This window comes from Bdellovibrio sp. NC01 (assembly GCF_006874625.1).
Classification (GTDB): domain Bacteria; phylum Bdellovibrionota; class Bdellovibrionia; order Bdellovibrionales; family Bdellovibrionaceae; genus Bdellovibrio.
This window is the reverse complement of the sequence record NZ_CP030034.1, coordinates 1,693,483-1,708,922: the sequence shown is the minus strand read 5'-3', so window position 1 is coordinate 1,708,922 and position 15,440 is coordinate 1,693,483. Positions and strand designations below refer to the sequence as shown.

The 15,440-nt window shown below is 44.4% G+C and carries 13 protein-coding genes; 1 reads left to right on the top strand and 12 read right to left on the bottom strand.

From position 1 onward, the window contains the following. Nucleotides 1–32 precede the first annotated feature (32 nt). From DOE51_RS08215 to DOE51_RS08195, 5 genes are all read right to left on the bottom strand, one after another. The gene (locus DOE51_RS08215; protein WP_142698227.1) at nucleotides 33–1,127 is read right to left on the bottom strand and encodes an NADH:flavin oxidoreductase; all 1,095 of its coding nucleotides are present in this window, start codon (nucleotides 1,125–1,127) and stop codon (nucleotides 33–35) included. 113 nt (nucleotides 1,128–1,240) lie between these two features. Then, complete coding sequence (locus DOE51_RS08210; protein WP_142696058.1) at nucleotides 1,241–1,513, bottom strand: SIP domain-containing protein; 273 nt, start codon at nucleotides 1,511–1,513, stop codon at nucleotides 1,241–1,243. Between the two features lie 111 nt (nucleotides 1,514–1,624). Beyond that, entirely contained in the window at nucleotides 1,625–2,413 is a 789-nt protein-coding gene (locus DOE51_RS08205; RefSeq protein ID WP_142696057.1) for an ABC transporter substrate-binding protein, read from the bottom strand. Nucleotides 2,414–2,551: 138 nt separating this feature from the next. Beyond that, nucleotides 2,552–4,225 (bottom strand): methyl-accepting chemotaxis protein, encoded by a 1,674-nt coding sequence (locus DOE51_RS08200; protein WP_142696056.1) that lies wholly within the window; start codon nucleotides 4,223–4,225, stop codon nucleotides 2,552–2,554. A gap of 149 nt (nucleotides 4,226–4,374) precedes the next feature. Next, the gene (locus tag DOE51_RS08195) at nucleotides 4,375–5,580 is read right to left on the bottom strand and encodes an MFS transporter (RefSeq protein WP_142696055.1); all 1,206 of its coding nucleotides are present in this window, start codon (nucleotides 5,578–5,580) and stop codon (nucleotides 4,375–4,377) included. A gap of 98 nt (nucleotides 5,581–5,678) precedes the next feature. Between DOE51_RS08195 and DOE51_RS08190 the strand changes: the two genes are divergently transcribed. Further along, nucleotides 5,679–5,981: a helix-turn-helix transcriptional regulator gene (locus DOE51_RS08190; protein WP_142696054.1), complete on the top strand. Its 303-nt coding sequence runs from the start codon at nucleotides 5,679–5,681 to the stop codon at nucleotides 5,979–5,981. Nucleotides 5,982–5,983: 2 nt separating this feature from the next. Here DOE51_RS08190 and DOE51_RS08185 read toward each other — a convergent pair whose 3' ends face one another. From DOE51_RS08185 to DOE51_RS08155, 7 genes are all read right to left on the bottom strand, one after another. Beyond that, nucleotides 5,984–6,628, bottom strand: coding sequence for a hypothetical protein (locus DOE51_RS08185; protein WP_142696053.1), 645 nt, complete (start codon nucleotides 6,626–6,628; stop codon nucleotides 5,984–5,986). 131 nt (nucleotides 6,629–6,759) lie between these two features. After that, nucleotides 6,760–7,386 (bottom strand): DNA-binding response regulator, encoded by a 627-nt coding sequence (locus DOE51_RS08180; protein WP_168196412.1) that lies wholly within the window; start codon nucleotides 7,384–7,386, stop codon nucleotides 6,760–6,762. Nucleotides 7,387–7,549: 163 nt separating this feature from the next. Next, nucleotides 7,550–8,356 (bottom strand): TIGR02147 family protein, encoded by an 807-nt coding sequence (locus DOE51_RS08175; RefSeq protein ID WP_142696051.1) that lies wholly within the window; start codon nucleotides 8,354–8,356, stop codon nucleotides 7,550–7,552. 183 nt (nucleotides 8,357–8,539) lie between these two features. Continuing rightward, nucleotides 8,540–9,001, bottom strand: a complete 462-nt coding sequence (locus DOE51_RS08170) for a hypothetical protein (RefSeq protein ID WP_142696050.1) — start codon at nucleotides 8,999–9,001, stop codon at nucleotides 8,540–8,542. Between the two features lie 154 nt (nucleotides 9,002–9,155). Then, nucleotides 9,156–13,595, bottom strand: coding sequence for a tail fiber domain-containing protein (locus DOE51_RS08165; protein WP_142696049.1), 4,440 nt, complete (start codon nucleotides 13,593–13,595; stop codon nucleotides 9,156–9,158). A gap of 152 nt (nucleotides 13,596–13,747) precedes the next feature. Then, nucleotides 13,748–14,602, bottom strand: a complete 855-nt coding sequence (locus tag DOE51_RS08160) for a M23 family metallopeptidase (protein ID WP_142696048.1) — start codon at nucleotides 14,600–14,602, stop codon at nucleotides 13,748–13,750. 12 nt (nucleotides 14,603–14,614) lie between these two features. Continuing rightward, complete coding sequence (locus tag DOE51_RS08155) at nucleotides 14,615–15,307, bottom strand: alpha/beta fold hydrolase (protein ID WP_142696047.1); 693 nt, start codon at nucleotides 15,305–15,307, stop codon at nucleotides 14,615–14,617. Between the last annotated feature and the right edge of the window lie 133 nt (nucleotides 15,308–15,440).

Here is a 15,440-nt window from a genome sequence, read left to right as displayed (position 1 = left end):
GTCCATAAAAGACAGCCTCCCTAAATATTTTTTTAGTAGAGCTTCTTAAGGTCGTCGCGATTAAAACCTTTGAGTTCAGAGTTGCGACCTTCTTTGATTTTCACAACCCAATCTGGATCTGCCAATAAGGCACGACCGACAGCGATCAAATCAAACTCTTTTTTATCAAACTTCGCCAGCAACTGATCCAACGCTTGCGCCTCGGAACCTTCGCCTTTAAATGCCCCAGTGAACTCGCCAGACAGACCGACAGAGCCCACAGAGATTGTTGCCTTGCCTGTGATTTTTTTTGCCCAACCAGCAAAGTTCAAATCAGATCCTGCGAATTCTGGTTCCCAGAAGCGACGTTGCGAACAATGGAAAATATCAACACCTGCAGTAGCCAATGGTTGTAACCATGACTCCATCTCTTGCGGTGTTTGTGCGAGTTTGAAAGAATAATCCGCTGGTTTCCATTGTGATAAACGCAAAATAACTGGAAAGTCTTCGCCCACTGCTTTACGAACGGCTTTGACCGTCTCAACCGCAAAACGATTTCTTTCGGCCAAGGATTTACCACCCCACTTGTCAGTGCGTGTGTTTGTACGATCCCACAAGAACTGATCAATCAAATAACCGTGGGCACCATGAATCTCGACCGCATCAAAACCAAGACGTTTTGAATCAGCCGCAGCTTGGGCATAGGCTGCAATCGTGTTTTCGATATCTTCGTTTGTCATCGCGACACCATTTGGTTTGCCAGATCCCATCAAAGCCGAAGGACCTTCAAATGGTTTATTAGGCGACCAACCCGATTGTGAATTAGGTTGCACACCCATGTGCCAGATTTGCGGAGCCATCGCACCGCGAGCTTGGTGAACTTTTTCGATCACATGCTTCCAACCTGCCAGTGCGGCATCGCCATAAAAGTGCGGGATGTTCTTTTCATTCGAAGAAGGCACACGGTTAATCACGGTCCCTTCTGAAAGAATAAGGCCGACTTCACCGGCAGCACGACGTTGATAATAATCAGCGACGTCATTTGTAGGAATACCGTTTGGTGAAAACACGCGAGTCATCGGTGCCATCACAAAACGGTTTCTTAATTTTAAAGTTTTTAATTCAAACGGTCTGAACAAAGAATCCATTGAGCTCAAGGGACATCCTCCACTATAGAAGATCTATCCTAAGCCTGCTTTGCTAAGTCTCCAAGTTATGACTAAATAAAAAATACTGTGGCCTGCGATGTAATTGCGATTACTTAAGTCGTTTCAATCCATTCTTCCTGACTGCCTTTGACAGTGACAAGAAGATCTTTAAGAGCCACGGCACAAGGTGGGTCACAAGCAATCCACGTGAAATAGTCACCATGGGGAAACATCGCTTTAAGGACTTTGTTTTTTAGAGCTTCCGTGTCGTTCTCAATAATAACCACGGACTGAGCATGCGCCGGAAGCTGTTTCAGACGGTCCTCTATGAGTGAAGTCGCCGCCTGATCCCCGACTAATAAATACCAATCGAATTTTTGCTGCATAGACACCTCGACTTTTGCGAGGCCATCTTAATGCTTCACTTTATAAACCGGCAATTTTCTCCAACCGAACGATGGAGATGAATAGTTAGTGACTGGCAGATGAAAACCAAACTAGAAAGTATAGTACTTATTTACATCATCTTCGAGAACGTACTTCAGAAGAGTTTTGCGAATGAACCCGTCTTTGCGCATAGATTTAATCGCATCCGCAAAGATTTTTTGCTCTTCAGGCTTCACACGTGTTTTTGAAAAGAACAGTGTCAAATCCAGATTATTATTTTTATCAGGAATGGCTTCCGTCAATTCCGCCAATTTGAACTGTTTTACATAACGACGATAAAAAGTAGGCGATGTAAAGACAGCTTGAACCTTGCGTTGGGTCAGTAGTTCGATGACGCCGTCAGGAAACGGATCATAGACCGCACGTTTTTCTTTTTCTAACAAATCCAATTCATCTTTATTTGTGAAGAACATGCCACCCGAAACAACACCGAATTTGATTTTTGGATTTTTAATATAATCAGAAATTGTGAACTCTTTTTTATAGACGCCTTTACTTACGAGCAAAATACGCGAAACAGAATAAAGAACTTCCGAATTCGTGACAGCGGTCCACTCGGGAGCTTTGAATGCAAATGCAAAAATATCAATACGGTTATTACGAAGTTCTTCAAGAGCTTTAGTGAAAGAAAGAGTGCGTTCGTTGTAAACACAATTCACGCGCTTTTTTATTTCTGAAAAGAGTTCAATGGAAATAGCGTTAATTCCAGCGCGTTTTTTTGCGACAGCGTCCGTGTTTGTGCCAACAACAAAGATACGACTGCAGTCCGCATGGCCTGCAAATGGCGCAATTAAAAATGCAATAACAATAAATAGATGCACAATCGTTAACGACTTCATAGGTAGAGTATAGACCTAATCACTTCCTCATACTCTTGTGCAATGTAATTATTGTTGATGTTAAGCAGCAGATTTTAAGCAAAAAAAAGAGGATGAGATTGTCCTCACCCTCTTCGTAAGTAGAGTTCCTGAGAATACTTAGAAACCGTCAGTGGTTCCGACTTTTCTTTCATCGTCATCAAAAGGAATCATTTCAGCAGACGATGATGCGACGGTTTTTTTAGCAGGCGGTGTGAACTTTAAAACCTTGTTCGCCGCTTTTTTCGCTGTCGGTTGCGGCTGACCCTTCGCGGAAGGTTTGGCAGACCATTTTGCCGCAGGAGCTGGTTTCACTTCAGAAACAGTTGCTTCAGGCGTTTTTTCACCGGCCACGTATCCATTCAAATTCACCACAAGATTTTGCATTTGCGTTGATTGGGAAGCGATCTCTTCAGCTGTAGAGGCGATTTCTTCAGATGAAGCTGCATTCGTTTGCGAACTTTGGTCCAATTGATTCATAGCTTTACTAATCTGCTGAATGCCCGTTGTTTGCTCCGAGCTTGCAGCCGCAATTTCATTATTAAGATCAGAAACCTTTTTAATGGAGGTCACGATGTTATTCAAAACGTCACCGGAACGATCGGCAATCTTAGTTCCGTTTTCGATTTTTTCAACAGAGTCCTTAATTAGACTTGTAATGTCTTTTGCAGCGACCGCAGATCTTTGCGCAAGACTGCGCACGGCTTCCGCGACAACGGCAAAACCTTTACCGTGATCGCCAGCACGTGCAGCTTCCACAGAGGCATTCAGTGCTAACAAGTTCGTTTGGAAAGCAATGTCATCGATAACATTGATGATCTCTTCAATTTTTTTAGAGGACTGAGAAATATCCTGCATCGAAGCCACAAGATTTTTAATCTCGCGCTCACCTTCTTCGGCTGCTGTACGCGAAGCTTGTGATAAACCTGCTGCTTGTTTGGCATTGTCAGAGTTCATGTTAACCATAGAACTCATCTCTTCAAGGGACGCGACTGTTTCTTCTAATGAGGCTGCCGCTGACGTTGAAGATTGCGACAAGCTTTGGCCCGCCTGTGACAATTGCGAGATCGCCAAATTCACTTGGGAACCTGCGTCTGTCAGATTGTTTACGATGCCACCCACAGTTTTACTTAAGCGCGAAGCGATCAGCATCAACATTGCAAAAACACCGAAGCCCGCAGCGGCACCAATGGCAAACAAAAGAAATAATGACTTTTCTGTCTCTGCTTTTTGTTTCTTATTATTGTCGATCGCAAGCTGCTTATAAATACCCATGATTTTGCTTGTCGTCGTTTTGATTTCAACGGACTCTGCATTGTAAGTGCCTTCAGACATTAAACCACGAACCTTTTCATAGTTTTCTGCTGTCGGCGTATGCAACGTTTTAATCATGTCTTCCACACGAGCAACATAGTCAGCGTAATGCTCTTTCATTGGAGCATATAATTGAGGCTCGCCCGGTTGATCCGGCGTTGCTTCGTACTCTTTCACTGCGGCCTTATATTCTTCGATCGCAGTTTCTGCTTTCTTTAAATAAGTTTCGCGCTGTTTTGGCGCATTGAAATTTGCGACTGTTCCCCACAGGTATTGGCCAATGCGAGCACGACCGCCCTCGAGATTACCTAGTGAAGTAACATTTGGAATCACATCGCTGTAAGATTCATCCAACATTTTGCTGGCCGTGCTTTGGCTAGTGTATGAAACATACATCACCGCTGCAAAACCAAATAGTGGAAGACAAGCTGACAGGAATAATTTGCCCTTGATACCGCGAAGCCAAGAAAAAGAAGCCATTGAACCGCCCTCTGATTTCAAACGTGCACGGCTGGACTATTCGGTATTTTCGTTACGGGACTTTAAGTCAGGAAATGGTTATGTGTCTCTTTGAGACGTCGAGAGCGCTCGTCTATTGAGCGCTCTTTATTAGTGAGACTTAATGACTACTACGCGGTTTTCAATTCCTCTTGATAACCAAAATACTTTTCACTGACTGCCAAACCCAATGCGATTGTTGGGAATAGGAGTCCGACGAGTGTGGATGCTCCCCAACCGCCGTGGGCGTAAGCCCATGCACCGAATGCAGAACCAATACCGCCACCCAGATAAACGATACCAATGTACAAACCATTCAAACGACTTTGATTGTGTGGATCAATCATGAAAATCGCACGCTGACCCAACACTAAATGCGCAGACACACCTGCATCCAACAAATTTGCAGAGATCACTAAGAGGACCAGCGATACAAGACTGCCCTCTTGAATGAAATGATTCATTAAGAACGAAATAATAGCGACGGCAAACGCAACCAGCGTCGCTTGACGACTGTAACCTTTATCGGCAAGACGACCCGCAAAAGGCGCGGCGATTGCTCCAGCAAGACCGGCCAAGGCAAATACTGCAACACCTTTTTGCGTAAATTGAAAAGCGGAATGAATCAGCATGAGCGGTGCCGTCGTCCAGAAAGAACAGAACGCGGCAAACATCAGTGATTGATAAACGGCTCTTCTTCTTAAGGTTGGTGTGGATGTGAAGAGATGTTTCATCGACCAGATCAACTGCGTGTACTTCATACTTGTCGCTGCCGGTTGACGAGTCGGCAAACTGCGAGCTAGCAACCACAATAACACCGCCATGATAGCAGCCGAGACGTAAAACACTGCATGAAGCGAAACGAAATCAGTTAATAAACTTGCAAGCGGACGAGACAGCATAATCCCTAACATCAGACCGCTCATCAGACTGCCAAGCACTTGCCCGCGCATGGCTTTGTCATAAAGGTGCGTTGTATAAGGGATAATGATTTGCACGGCCGAAGCTCCTAACCCCACAGCCACAGAGGCCGCAAGATAAGTGACAACTGACTGCGATAAACCCAGCACTAACGATGCAACGATCGTTAAGCCTATCATAAAGAGAATCAATTTTTTATTTTCAAGCAAATCCCCTAAAGGAATCACGAACAAGACGCCCAATCCATAACCGATCTGCGTGAACGTCATGATAAGACCTGCGGCATCAGAGCGCAGTCCTAAGGAATCCGCAAGCAGTGCCAGGATAGGTTGCGAATAATAGATATTTGCCGCCATCGTACCGACAGCGAAGGATAAAAGAAGAATAAAACCTTTTTTGAGAGCTGGAGATGTCATAAAACGAGCCTTTCGAACATAGTTCGATGTTTATCTAACTATGTTTCTACGCCCACTCTTGACAGAGCACAAGAACTTTGTTAGATAATTATCTAACAATGGATGAAATAAGTCACCCTTCTTTAAAAGATGTCACAATGGAACAGGTCTTAAAGGCCCTGGGCGATCCTGTGCGTCTCTCAGCCGTGCGCGAGCTTATCGCCGCTAAAGGCGGAGAAAAGGCTTGTGGGACTTTCAGTTACACGGTGACGAAAGCCACGTTTTCACACCATCTACAGATTTTACGTGAAGCTGGAATCATCTGGACGCGCGTCGAGGGTAAACATAAATACACATCTCTGCGCACGAAAGAATTGGAAAAACATTTTCCAGGTTTGATGAACGTTATTGCCAAATACTGATATCACGTCCCGGCTTTTTGAGTCGCGTTAGCTAAAAAGTTCTTCATGAAGTAAGTCATAAAATTAAAATAAGCCTCGCGCGATTTGGGATTCTCCAAATACTTTTGCATCAATGCTTCACAACGAATCACCTCTTGATAAGTCGCGAAACTTTTTAACTGCCATAGAGCCTCATGAAAAAGAACCGCTGCTTGCTCCGATTCCTTCTTGAGGGCAAAAAAGTGCGGAAACAAAAACACCGATCGCTCACCTTTTTGTGATGGATGATTCTCTGTATAGGTTAAGGCGAATAACGCCACTTGATCTCGCGATACACCTAGCTCTCGCGAATAACGAGTCACCATTTCTTCCCGAACATCGGGGTAAACGCTGTCGCTGACTTTATAATAAGACCTAACAGCCGAAGGGTTGATTGCTCTTAGCACTTCGCTCTTCGCTTCTTCAGGTAAGTTTAAAGAATGAATGGAGTTTACAAGCAGGGCTAAACCAGGAATTTGCGCTGCTTGCAGTTTGTCTTTTGGTTTTTCGAGTGCAGAACCAACCGTGACCGGCGCTCCATCAACTAAAAGGCCGCCGCCCCCATTCCATACACCCGTCCATGCGAACGACACGCTTGCCAGTAAGATAATCAGTAGAGATAGCATCACGCTCCAGAACTCCCCTAAGAAGAGAGAGTTCCTTAATACCAATTATTTTTTCTCTGTCACGACTCTTTTAGATTTTTGATTAAATTCATTTTCCGTTGTTTAGGCTCACAGAGTTGATTCTTAATTAGCTATTAAGAATCTGATGGAGGCTCGACGTACAGTCGAAAACCCACTCCATATTGTGAAGCAATCGTGCCATCGAAGTTTTTAATTTTACGTTTGAGATTATGAATCTGCGTGTAGATGTTTCCTTGAGAAACCGTCGCGCCCTTCCATATCGACGCAATAATTTCTGCTGCTGTCACAAACTGTTCGCGCTTCTTAATCAACAGCAGAAGAATTTCATATTCCTTATTCGCCAAACGCACTTCTTGATTATTAATCAAAACTCTTTTGTACGCAGGGAAGATCAGCATATTCTTCAGTTCGATCGTAGGTGGAACATTGCGCAGCAAGTTCGTACGTCGAGTTAAGATAGACATCTTAAAGTGCAATTCTTCAGGGACCATCTCAAGGCTTAAACAATCTTGTGCGCCCACTTGATAAGACTTCAAGCGATAAGCCACATCGTCTTTATTTAAAAAACTAAAAATTGAAAAACGATGTTCAGACTCGAGCTCTTGCAAAAATGGATTTGAAAGCAAACGATCGATGATAGGCTCCGTCAACAGAACCAAATCTGGCTTTGCTTCAAGAACAGCGCCTTTGTCCAAATGAGGAACGGTTACCAGATCGATCTGCCCCTTTCCTTCAGCCACGTATTTTTCAATAAACTCCGATCCCGCAGATCGGCCAAAGCATAATATTTTGCACATCGCCATATTCCTTACAAAACTCTTGCTTAGGATGAATGAAATTTAAATGATTTTAAAACGTGAACGAAGCATAGTGGTCCAAGATGGTCCACTTGTGCTGAGCAGGCTACTTGCTCTCTGTCACTTCAAAACATTGCATCCCAACGCAGAACACGGAATCGCTGTTTTGCGATTCAAGCTCTTCAATTTCCTTCGCAAGTTCTTTTCGTAACGACAGCAATACTTTCTTAAGATACGAAATTTTCTTCTTCGGCATTGCGAACATCATATATGAATAATCTCTTTCACTAACGGGACGAGTGTCTAAGGCCTCTTCTGCTTTTCTCAAAACTTGCGCATGAGATTTACGAATATACGCAGAAGGAACATCCAACGTCGTCGCACGATTGCGATGAGTTTTTTCCGCACCACCATTTTTAATTTTTAAAAAATTCAGACGTTCTAAACGATGAATCGCTTCACCAGCAATATCTGGAGAAATCCCTAAGCGCTTCGCGACATGCTTCGCTGACACTTCAAAGTCTTTCAAATCAACCAATTCCAGTATCGCCGCATGATACCAGTCAGAGATCACGTTAAACTCTTCTTGCTTAAAGGCGTAAGCCTCTTGCAAGCGATCACGCAGTCGTTCGGATGAAGCTTGGCGAATCGCCGCACTTCTTCCGTATTCACTTTGCACAAGATCTAAGAACATCGCTTTATCTTCATCAGACAACTCCAGACGCTGCGCAATCTTGTTGGCATTGCGATACGAAATCCCTACTTTTCCAGTCATCATTTCACTTAAACGCGAAGGAAGGATGCCAAGGTCTCGAGCGAAAGCACGCTGCGAGTAAGAAGGGTTCCGCTTCTGGCGGTTCATTAGCTCGTCCAAAAGAAACTTTCGGGCGCTTGTGTATCTCTGTGTACTCATCAGAGGATATGTTAAGGAACTATCGAACAAATGTCTATACTAGAGTGCGCATGCGAAGGTTGCTTAAGTAAGAATTGAGTTTTCTATAATTAGCATGCTGACGATATCAGTTTATTCAAGGATTCTTGAGAAGTAATGAGGAAAAGGCCACCGTTCAAGGAAAACGGAGGCCTGGATAACCATTTATTGGTTCAATCTGTACGTGATCGCTTTTGTCTGTACGGAATCAGCAGCACACGCGTTTTGAGCCGAAGTGTAAACAACTACGATCTCCAAGTACTTTGGATTTACTTCGCCATAAGCTTCTTCACCTGCGATATAAGCCACAGCTTTTTCAGCAAAACCACATGTCGCCGTCCAACGATTGAACAAAGTTTTTTCTGCTTTGAAGTTCAATCTGTCTTCGTTGTGACGAGATGTGAATGTCACAGGAAACTGACCAAACAAATTTCCGTAACGTGCTTCAAGAGTTAAAGAATCATGATCAGGCGAAAGAGTTGCCGTATCGAATTTTAGTTCCAAAAGATAGTACGGAACAGCTGTATCGTTTGCGATGTAAACAGCGCCTGGAGTGTGATCTTCAGGACCAGCAAAAGAGATAAGTGGACAGATCACAAATAGCGCAAACATGACAAGTTTCTTCATTATATTCTCCTCGAAGTTTTTGATGGCTAAGAGGTGGTATAACTGAAGAACTCCCAAAAGTTTGTTTGATTTCCGTCAGGATCAGGTAAGAGTGAGCGCAATTCAGAGTGATTACTCTTAAACTTTGTTAACCAGCGCGCCGCGAACGCGATAGTTAACGACAGATTGGAGCTTTCGGATCTTTTGCGCACAGATATGCCTTCAGTGCTGCGTTTTCTTTTTTCAAAGAATCAATTTCAGCTTTATCTGTCTTTTTACTTTCCTCAATGCTCGCTAATCTGCGAGTCACATTGGCGATCTGTTCATCATGACCTGTCATTTTCGCATAAAGCTCTTTGACTGCATTGATCAACGGCGCAACAAGAACTGCGTAGTTCACTGACTTATAACCTTGTTTATCAACGGCGACGGCTTCAGGGAATTTAGTTTCCACCTCTTGCGCAATCACACCGATTTGATGTCTATCGCTAAAGTTCTTATCGGGGAATTCTTCTTGGCGCCAATCGTAAGTCACACCACGCAGAGATAAGATCTTATCCAAGGCATTTTCAATCGGCGCGATGTTCTTTTTAAAACGAATATCAGAAGTTTGAATTGTTCCATTGGGCGAACGGAAGTATCCGCCCGTATAAATGTCACCACCTTGAACTTCCAAGCGATATCCCGGACCACTCGTACCGATACCTAAATTACCACTCGAATTAAATACCATCTGCACTGTTGGCGTACTTCCGACAGGACCCGTAATGAAATGAAGTGCACCACTATCGGATCTGATATTGATACCCGCAGAAGCTACGGCATTGCTAAATTGCGGCAAGCCCGTTCCGCTCGTACTCGCATAAGTGTTTGCACCCAAATACAAATTCATCGCGCCATTCGCAACCTTAATCGGCTGAATGATACTGTGAATAGAGTTATCAGAACTCATGAACTGAACACCATCTACGGCTGCGGTATAAACGCTAGGGACAATCGCTAACTTCGTTGGCGGAGCCGTCGTACCAATACCAACGTTACCACTTGAATCAATACGCATACGCTCCATCAATGTTCCTGAGGAATTCACTGTTTGGAATGTCAGACGTCCCGGAACAACGCCCGTTGCAACGGTATTATCCACAAGGCCCGAAATCACAGCCGCTGTGAAAAGTCCCGCGCCATCAGATCCCCCAAAGTGAATACTGCCAAGACCATCACCACTTTGCGTCGCTGTGAAATCACCGACAGTCGAACCGCGAGAACGATTCAGCAAGATGCGACTTTGAAAACCAGATCCCGCATTGCTAAATGTATTAAACCCTGCATTCGAATCGCCCACATTTGACACTTGAAATATCGGAGTCGTCATAGTGTTTGTCGTATAAGCCGCCGACTGATTGACATAGACAGGACCTTGAACAGCCAAACCATTCGTCGGCGCTGTTTTTACTCCGGCATAACCTGAGCCGATGACAACTCCACCACTAACATCTAACTTATTCAGCGGAGCCGCCGTGCCTATTCCCGTTTTACCAGCAAAATAATTATTCGCGCCTGAGTCCGAAGCGTAAATATCATAAGGTGTGTTTGTATATGTACCGCCACCAGCCCCAAGACCACCGACGTACAGACCATATGCATTCGTCACTGTACCGCCAGCTAAATTGTTGGTCGTAATTCTTAAGCCATAGAGGTTGCTCACAGTGCCTGTCGAGAAGTTACCGGCATTTGCAGCAGCCCCCATTAAATTTGCAACTGTTCCTGTACCCGCATTGGCGGCGTACGTGTACATCGCCTGCATGCCGCCAGTGATATTACCGCTGCCCAAATTTACAGTCTTGGCTTGACCGCCATAAAGATAATTCGAAAGCGTAACATTAGAAGTTGCCGGTACGACGACTTCACTTTGACTCGCTGAACCTTCTGCTGATGAGTTCGCTGAAGGAGCAAAAGTCACATAGTTTAAAGAACCATAAACGGAATTCGCCGTCGTCGTTGTGCTTGTGATATTTGCTAAACCATTCACGTAAACATTATTTGTCACACCCGTTTGTGCAATGATCGAGTAAGGTCCCGTTGCATTAGCGTCCGTGGAATTGAGCGCTAGCAACGCATTCGGAGTCGCCGTACCAACGCCCACATTGCCACCACTGGAAGCGAGTAAAATACTTCCTTTGGTTGCATGGGAAGTTGAATCAATAGAAATATTTTGTGAAGCTGTTGTGCCACCATAAATTTGTGGCGCATAAAGTGTACTACCACTAACAGCACCCGATGTCGCGATGTTACCACTCGCATTGATATTGCCATTGACGCCGACACCACCACTGACTACAAGAGCACCGTTATTATAACCTGTCGAAGCCGTTGAATTTGTCACGGTCATGACCGAGCCTGTTTTAACAACCCCCGTCCCTGTTCCAGATAAAGTCAGATCTTGATTTGTACCACCCGCAGAAACTGACAAACCACTACTTGAACCCGTGATGGTTGATACGTTCGAATAGGCACCAGTGCCGGAATAAGTGCCAAGGCTGACCCACGCCGTGCCATTGTAAATTTCTGCAGCGACATTGTCTTTGTTCCAACGGATCATACCAATGTTCAAAGTCGTCGGACGTTGAGCTGTTGTCCCCGTCGGCAAACCCAATGCATCCGTCGCATTCGCCATATCTACAGTCACGCGTGGAGTATTGGTGTTAATACCAACTTTGTTCAGGAAATTTACGGTGCCGTCCTTTAAAAAGTTCATGACGTCTGAACGCGAACTGCCGTCAGCATTTCTCCACGAGAATTTGTAATTGATGTCGGTCCCGATCGTTGTCGTCATCAATTGAAACCAACGTTCATCCGCCGTATTTGTATAAGTGCTCGTTGGATCTTCAGGCTTCAAAGCAATGGCTACCGACGCATTTGAATTTGAAACAGCAAGACCACCACGGACTTCAAGTTGTGAAGTAGGAGTAGTCGTCCCGATACCGACATAACCGTTGTTTTCAATTCGCACGCGTTCCGCCGACGTTGTTCCACCGTTTGTCGTTGTGAAAATGCCAACCTTCGTCCCTTGGGCAGTATCACTCCAGTTTTCAGCAGCTGACATCATCAATGAAGCTTTTGAAGCCGAACTGAAAGCCGTACCTGTATAACCGCGAGCACCAATGAACATCAATGTTTGCGCATTTGTCACAGCCGTCGGACTTGCCTTCGTGCCACCTGCTTTACGACCAATCAACGCAGGATTTGTTGATGCCACTGAAGAATAGTTATCGAATAAAACGACTCCCGTGCCTTCATCAACGACATGAACTTTAGCTGCTGGCGATGAAGTGTTAAGACCCAAGTTTGAACCATCATAATACAGCATTGAATTTGTAAGTGTTGAGCTTGCATTATAATACGGGACATATCCCGCAGTTCCCGCACCTGACAGGGTACCCGCTGGCAAGTCGGCAGAAGTCATCGCACGGAAAGTCGGAGCACCACTTGCATTATCAGGTGACGCTAAAAATTGATTAGCAGAACGAGAGGCATAAGTGATCTGCGAATCGTTTAAAGAAATATTCGTACAAGTCCAAGTGCTTGTCGGTGAAAGAAACACAAGAGTTTGATTCGCAGCACAGCTTCCTGAAATTTGCGAAGCACTGATCTTACCACTTAACGCAGTATCAAGACCTGACACATCACTGGTTGCAAGAGCCGTCGGTGCCCAGTTACTGCCGCTGTATTTTAGTACGTTGCCAGATGCTGGAGCCGTTGTACTAACTGCAACACCCTGAATTTTTGCGACCGTTGGGGAAGGCAGAGTTCCAGACAAATCGCCGCCTGCTGAAGCACCCGTTTGAATTGCATTCACAATACGTGTGTCGTTACCGGCAGCCACTGTATTCGCTGTTGTTCCAACGTTTACTGTTAATGTCGGAGTCGTTGCTCCATTCACGATACTTAAATAAGCGTTGCTTGAAACAACGTTAGTAACCGTACCACCACTTGAACCTGATACACCCGCACAAGATAAGCTTGAACCATTCCATGACAAGAATGTACCGGCAGAACATGTTGGCAACCCAGCTTTAAGCAAGAAATCACTCGCGACATTTGTTCCTAATTTTTGCGCCGTCATAGCGAAACCAGAATAAGGAACTGAACGAATCACGTTATCTGGTGAAATTGTTTTCCAACCACTGCCATCGTAAAAAGATACGCGCAACAAACGACCATCAGAAACAACAGGCGCATACTGAGTCGTCGTTGCAGAACACGTATACGAACTGCCAGAACTTGAACAAGAACCACAATAGAAGTTTGCAGAGTTGTCGAAGATATCAAGAATCGAAGTTCCACCGCTTAAAGGATATTGCACGGTTCCTGAGCCGATCGGCACATCAAAAATACCGCGCGAATTCACCATGCTATAACCGGAACGGAGTTCTTGATAAATGATGCAACTACCAGCGGGGTCTGTAATTTGAAAAAGAAACGAAACGTTACCGTACTCTAAAGGAGTGCCGTCAGATTTTAAAATACGCCCTTGATATTCAAGCGTCGCTGGAGAAGCGAACACAGCTTGAGAAAGGAAAATTAATGCAGTGAGAATATAAGTAAATACAGGCATCCTACCCCTCGCACGTTCCGGTATCTAATTATCGGTTTTCAGAGGGGATCCCTTAAGAAAAAGACGCGCTTTTAGGGAGTGAAACTGCTCTTTTCGAGACATTTTCGACATATTCTGACAGGGCCTACGTTCTTAGAACAAGACTCCTTGGTTTAGTGAGTAAATTCAGATTCGGAAGCCTGGACTAAACTAAATCCGTCGACTGCTTCACCTTGGACATTTACACCCCAATGAAGATGAGGTCCCGACACTCTGCCCGTGTTACCCGCAAGTGCGATGATTTGTCCTTGTTTAACTTCTTGATCTTTCTTCACTAGAATTTTTGAAAGATGGTGATACTGGGTGAATATTCCCAAGCCATGATCGACGATGACGATATTGCCAGAGCGGAAAAGTTCGCCAGCAAATACAACTTTTCCAGTATTAGAAACAGATATTTTTTTGCCAATACCTGCGCGAAAATCATAACCAAGATGCTGTCCGTTCGTATCACCGTTAAAAACTCGCTTGATACCATAGGGACTTGTGATAACGCTCTTCAACGGTTGCTTAAAGACTTCTGTGAAGTACGGCTTCGCATTGGAATTTTCATAAAGCTCTTTCAGCATTTTTGTTTCCGCATCGACACGAATTTGATCTTTCGCAGACAGCTTCACCAAACGCGGAGGAACTTTTAAGGTTTCGATTTGGTATTGTTTGGCTTCAACTTTAAAAGATACTTTTTCCAACTCCTTCTCACCGTCCTTTAATAGACATTCAAAGGGTTTGAGTTCTGAAAAATAACTTTCAGAGATATAGGCAACATATTCATTCTTGCCGTCGTTGTATGCGCGAACTTCCTGATTACGACAGAAAAGCTTCGCGTTTTTCACTTCAGAATGAATTTTGAGAAAACGAACTTCACCCGGGTGAATAATCATTGGATCGGATTTTCCATCCGCGGCAAAAGTCGCTTCACCAGAGATTAACAAAACGATGCCACAAATAACCGACGACAAATGCTTCATAAAAAATTCCCGTCACTTGTTATTCAAAAAATCCGTGATGCTCTTATTAAGAGCCTCGGGCTGCTCCAGCGGAATGAAGTGACCACATTCTGAAATTTTCGCAAGTTGACCCTTAGGAACTACGTTAGCAGATCTTTCAATCGACGTAAACGGCACGATCTTATCATCAGCCCCACCAACGAATAGTGCTGGTAGAGACAAATGATTCATTTCATGTTTAAGCTCACGGCGATCCAAAGTGGCGCGCAATTGGCGCAGGTACACTTCTTTCGCATCAGGTCCTGCCATGTCGTGAATAACTTGTCGAAGCTCAGTGTTTTCGTAAGAAGAAGGATAAAGATATTCTTTCAATCTTTTGTCCGTGATCCCCGTGAACTTGCCTTTTTTAATAATTTCAATGGACGATTCAACAATACGTTTTTCTTCTTCTGGATAACCTTCACTTGAAGATCCCATCACAATCAACTTTTCTACCCGCTCGGGATACTTCAGTGCAAACTCCTGAGCGATATACCCGCCCATGGAAAATCCCAACAATACGAATTTTGCAACATTGACTGCGCCCACCGCCTCTATCATTTGATCGACGCTATCAGAATGCCTTAAATCCACGACGATAGCTTGAGAAAACAAACGGACCTGGGCGGCAAAAAGTCGTTCATCACATAAAGTTCCAGGAAGAAATACTGCGACCTTGTTGATCATAAGACCTCTGCTTCAAAACTCTATTTTGCTTTGATTAAAGAGGATGTTCAACAGTATGAGGCCTGTAAGCCGCCTGGCGCCATTTTAAAAAGTAGATGCTTCCTGGAATATCAGATAGACTACCAAGTACAGT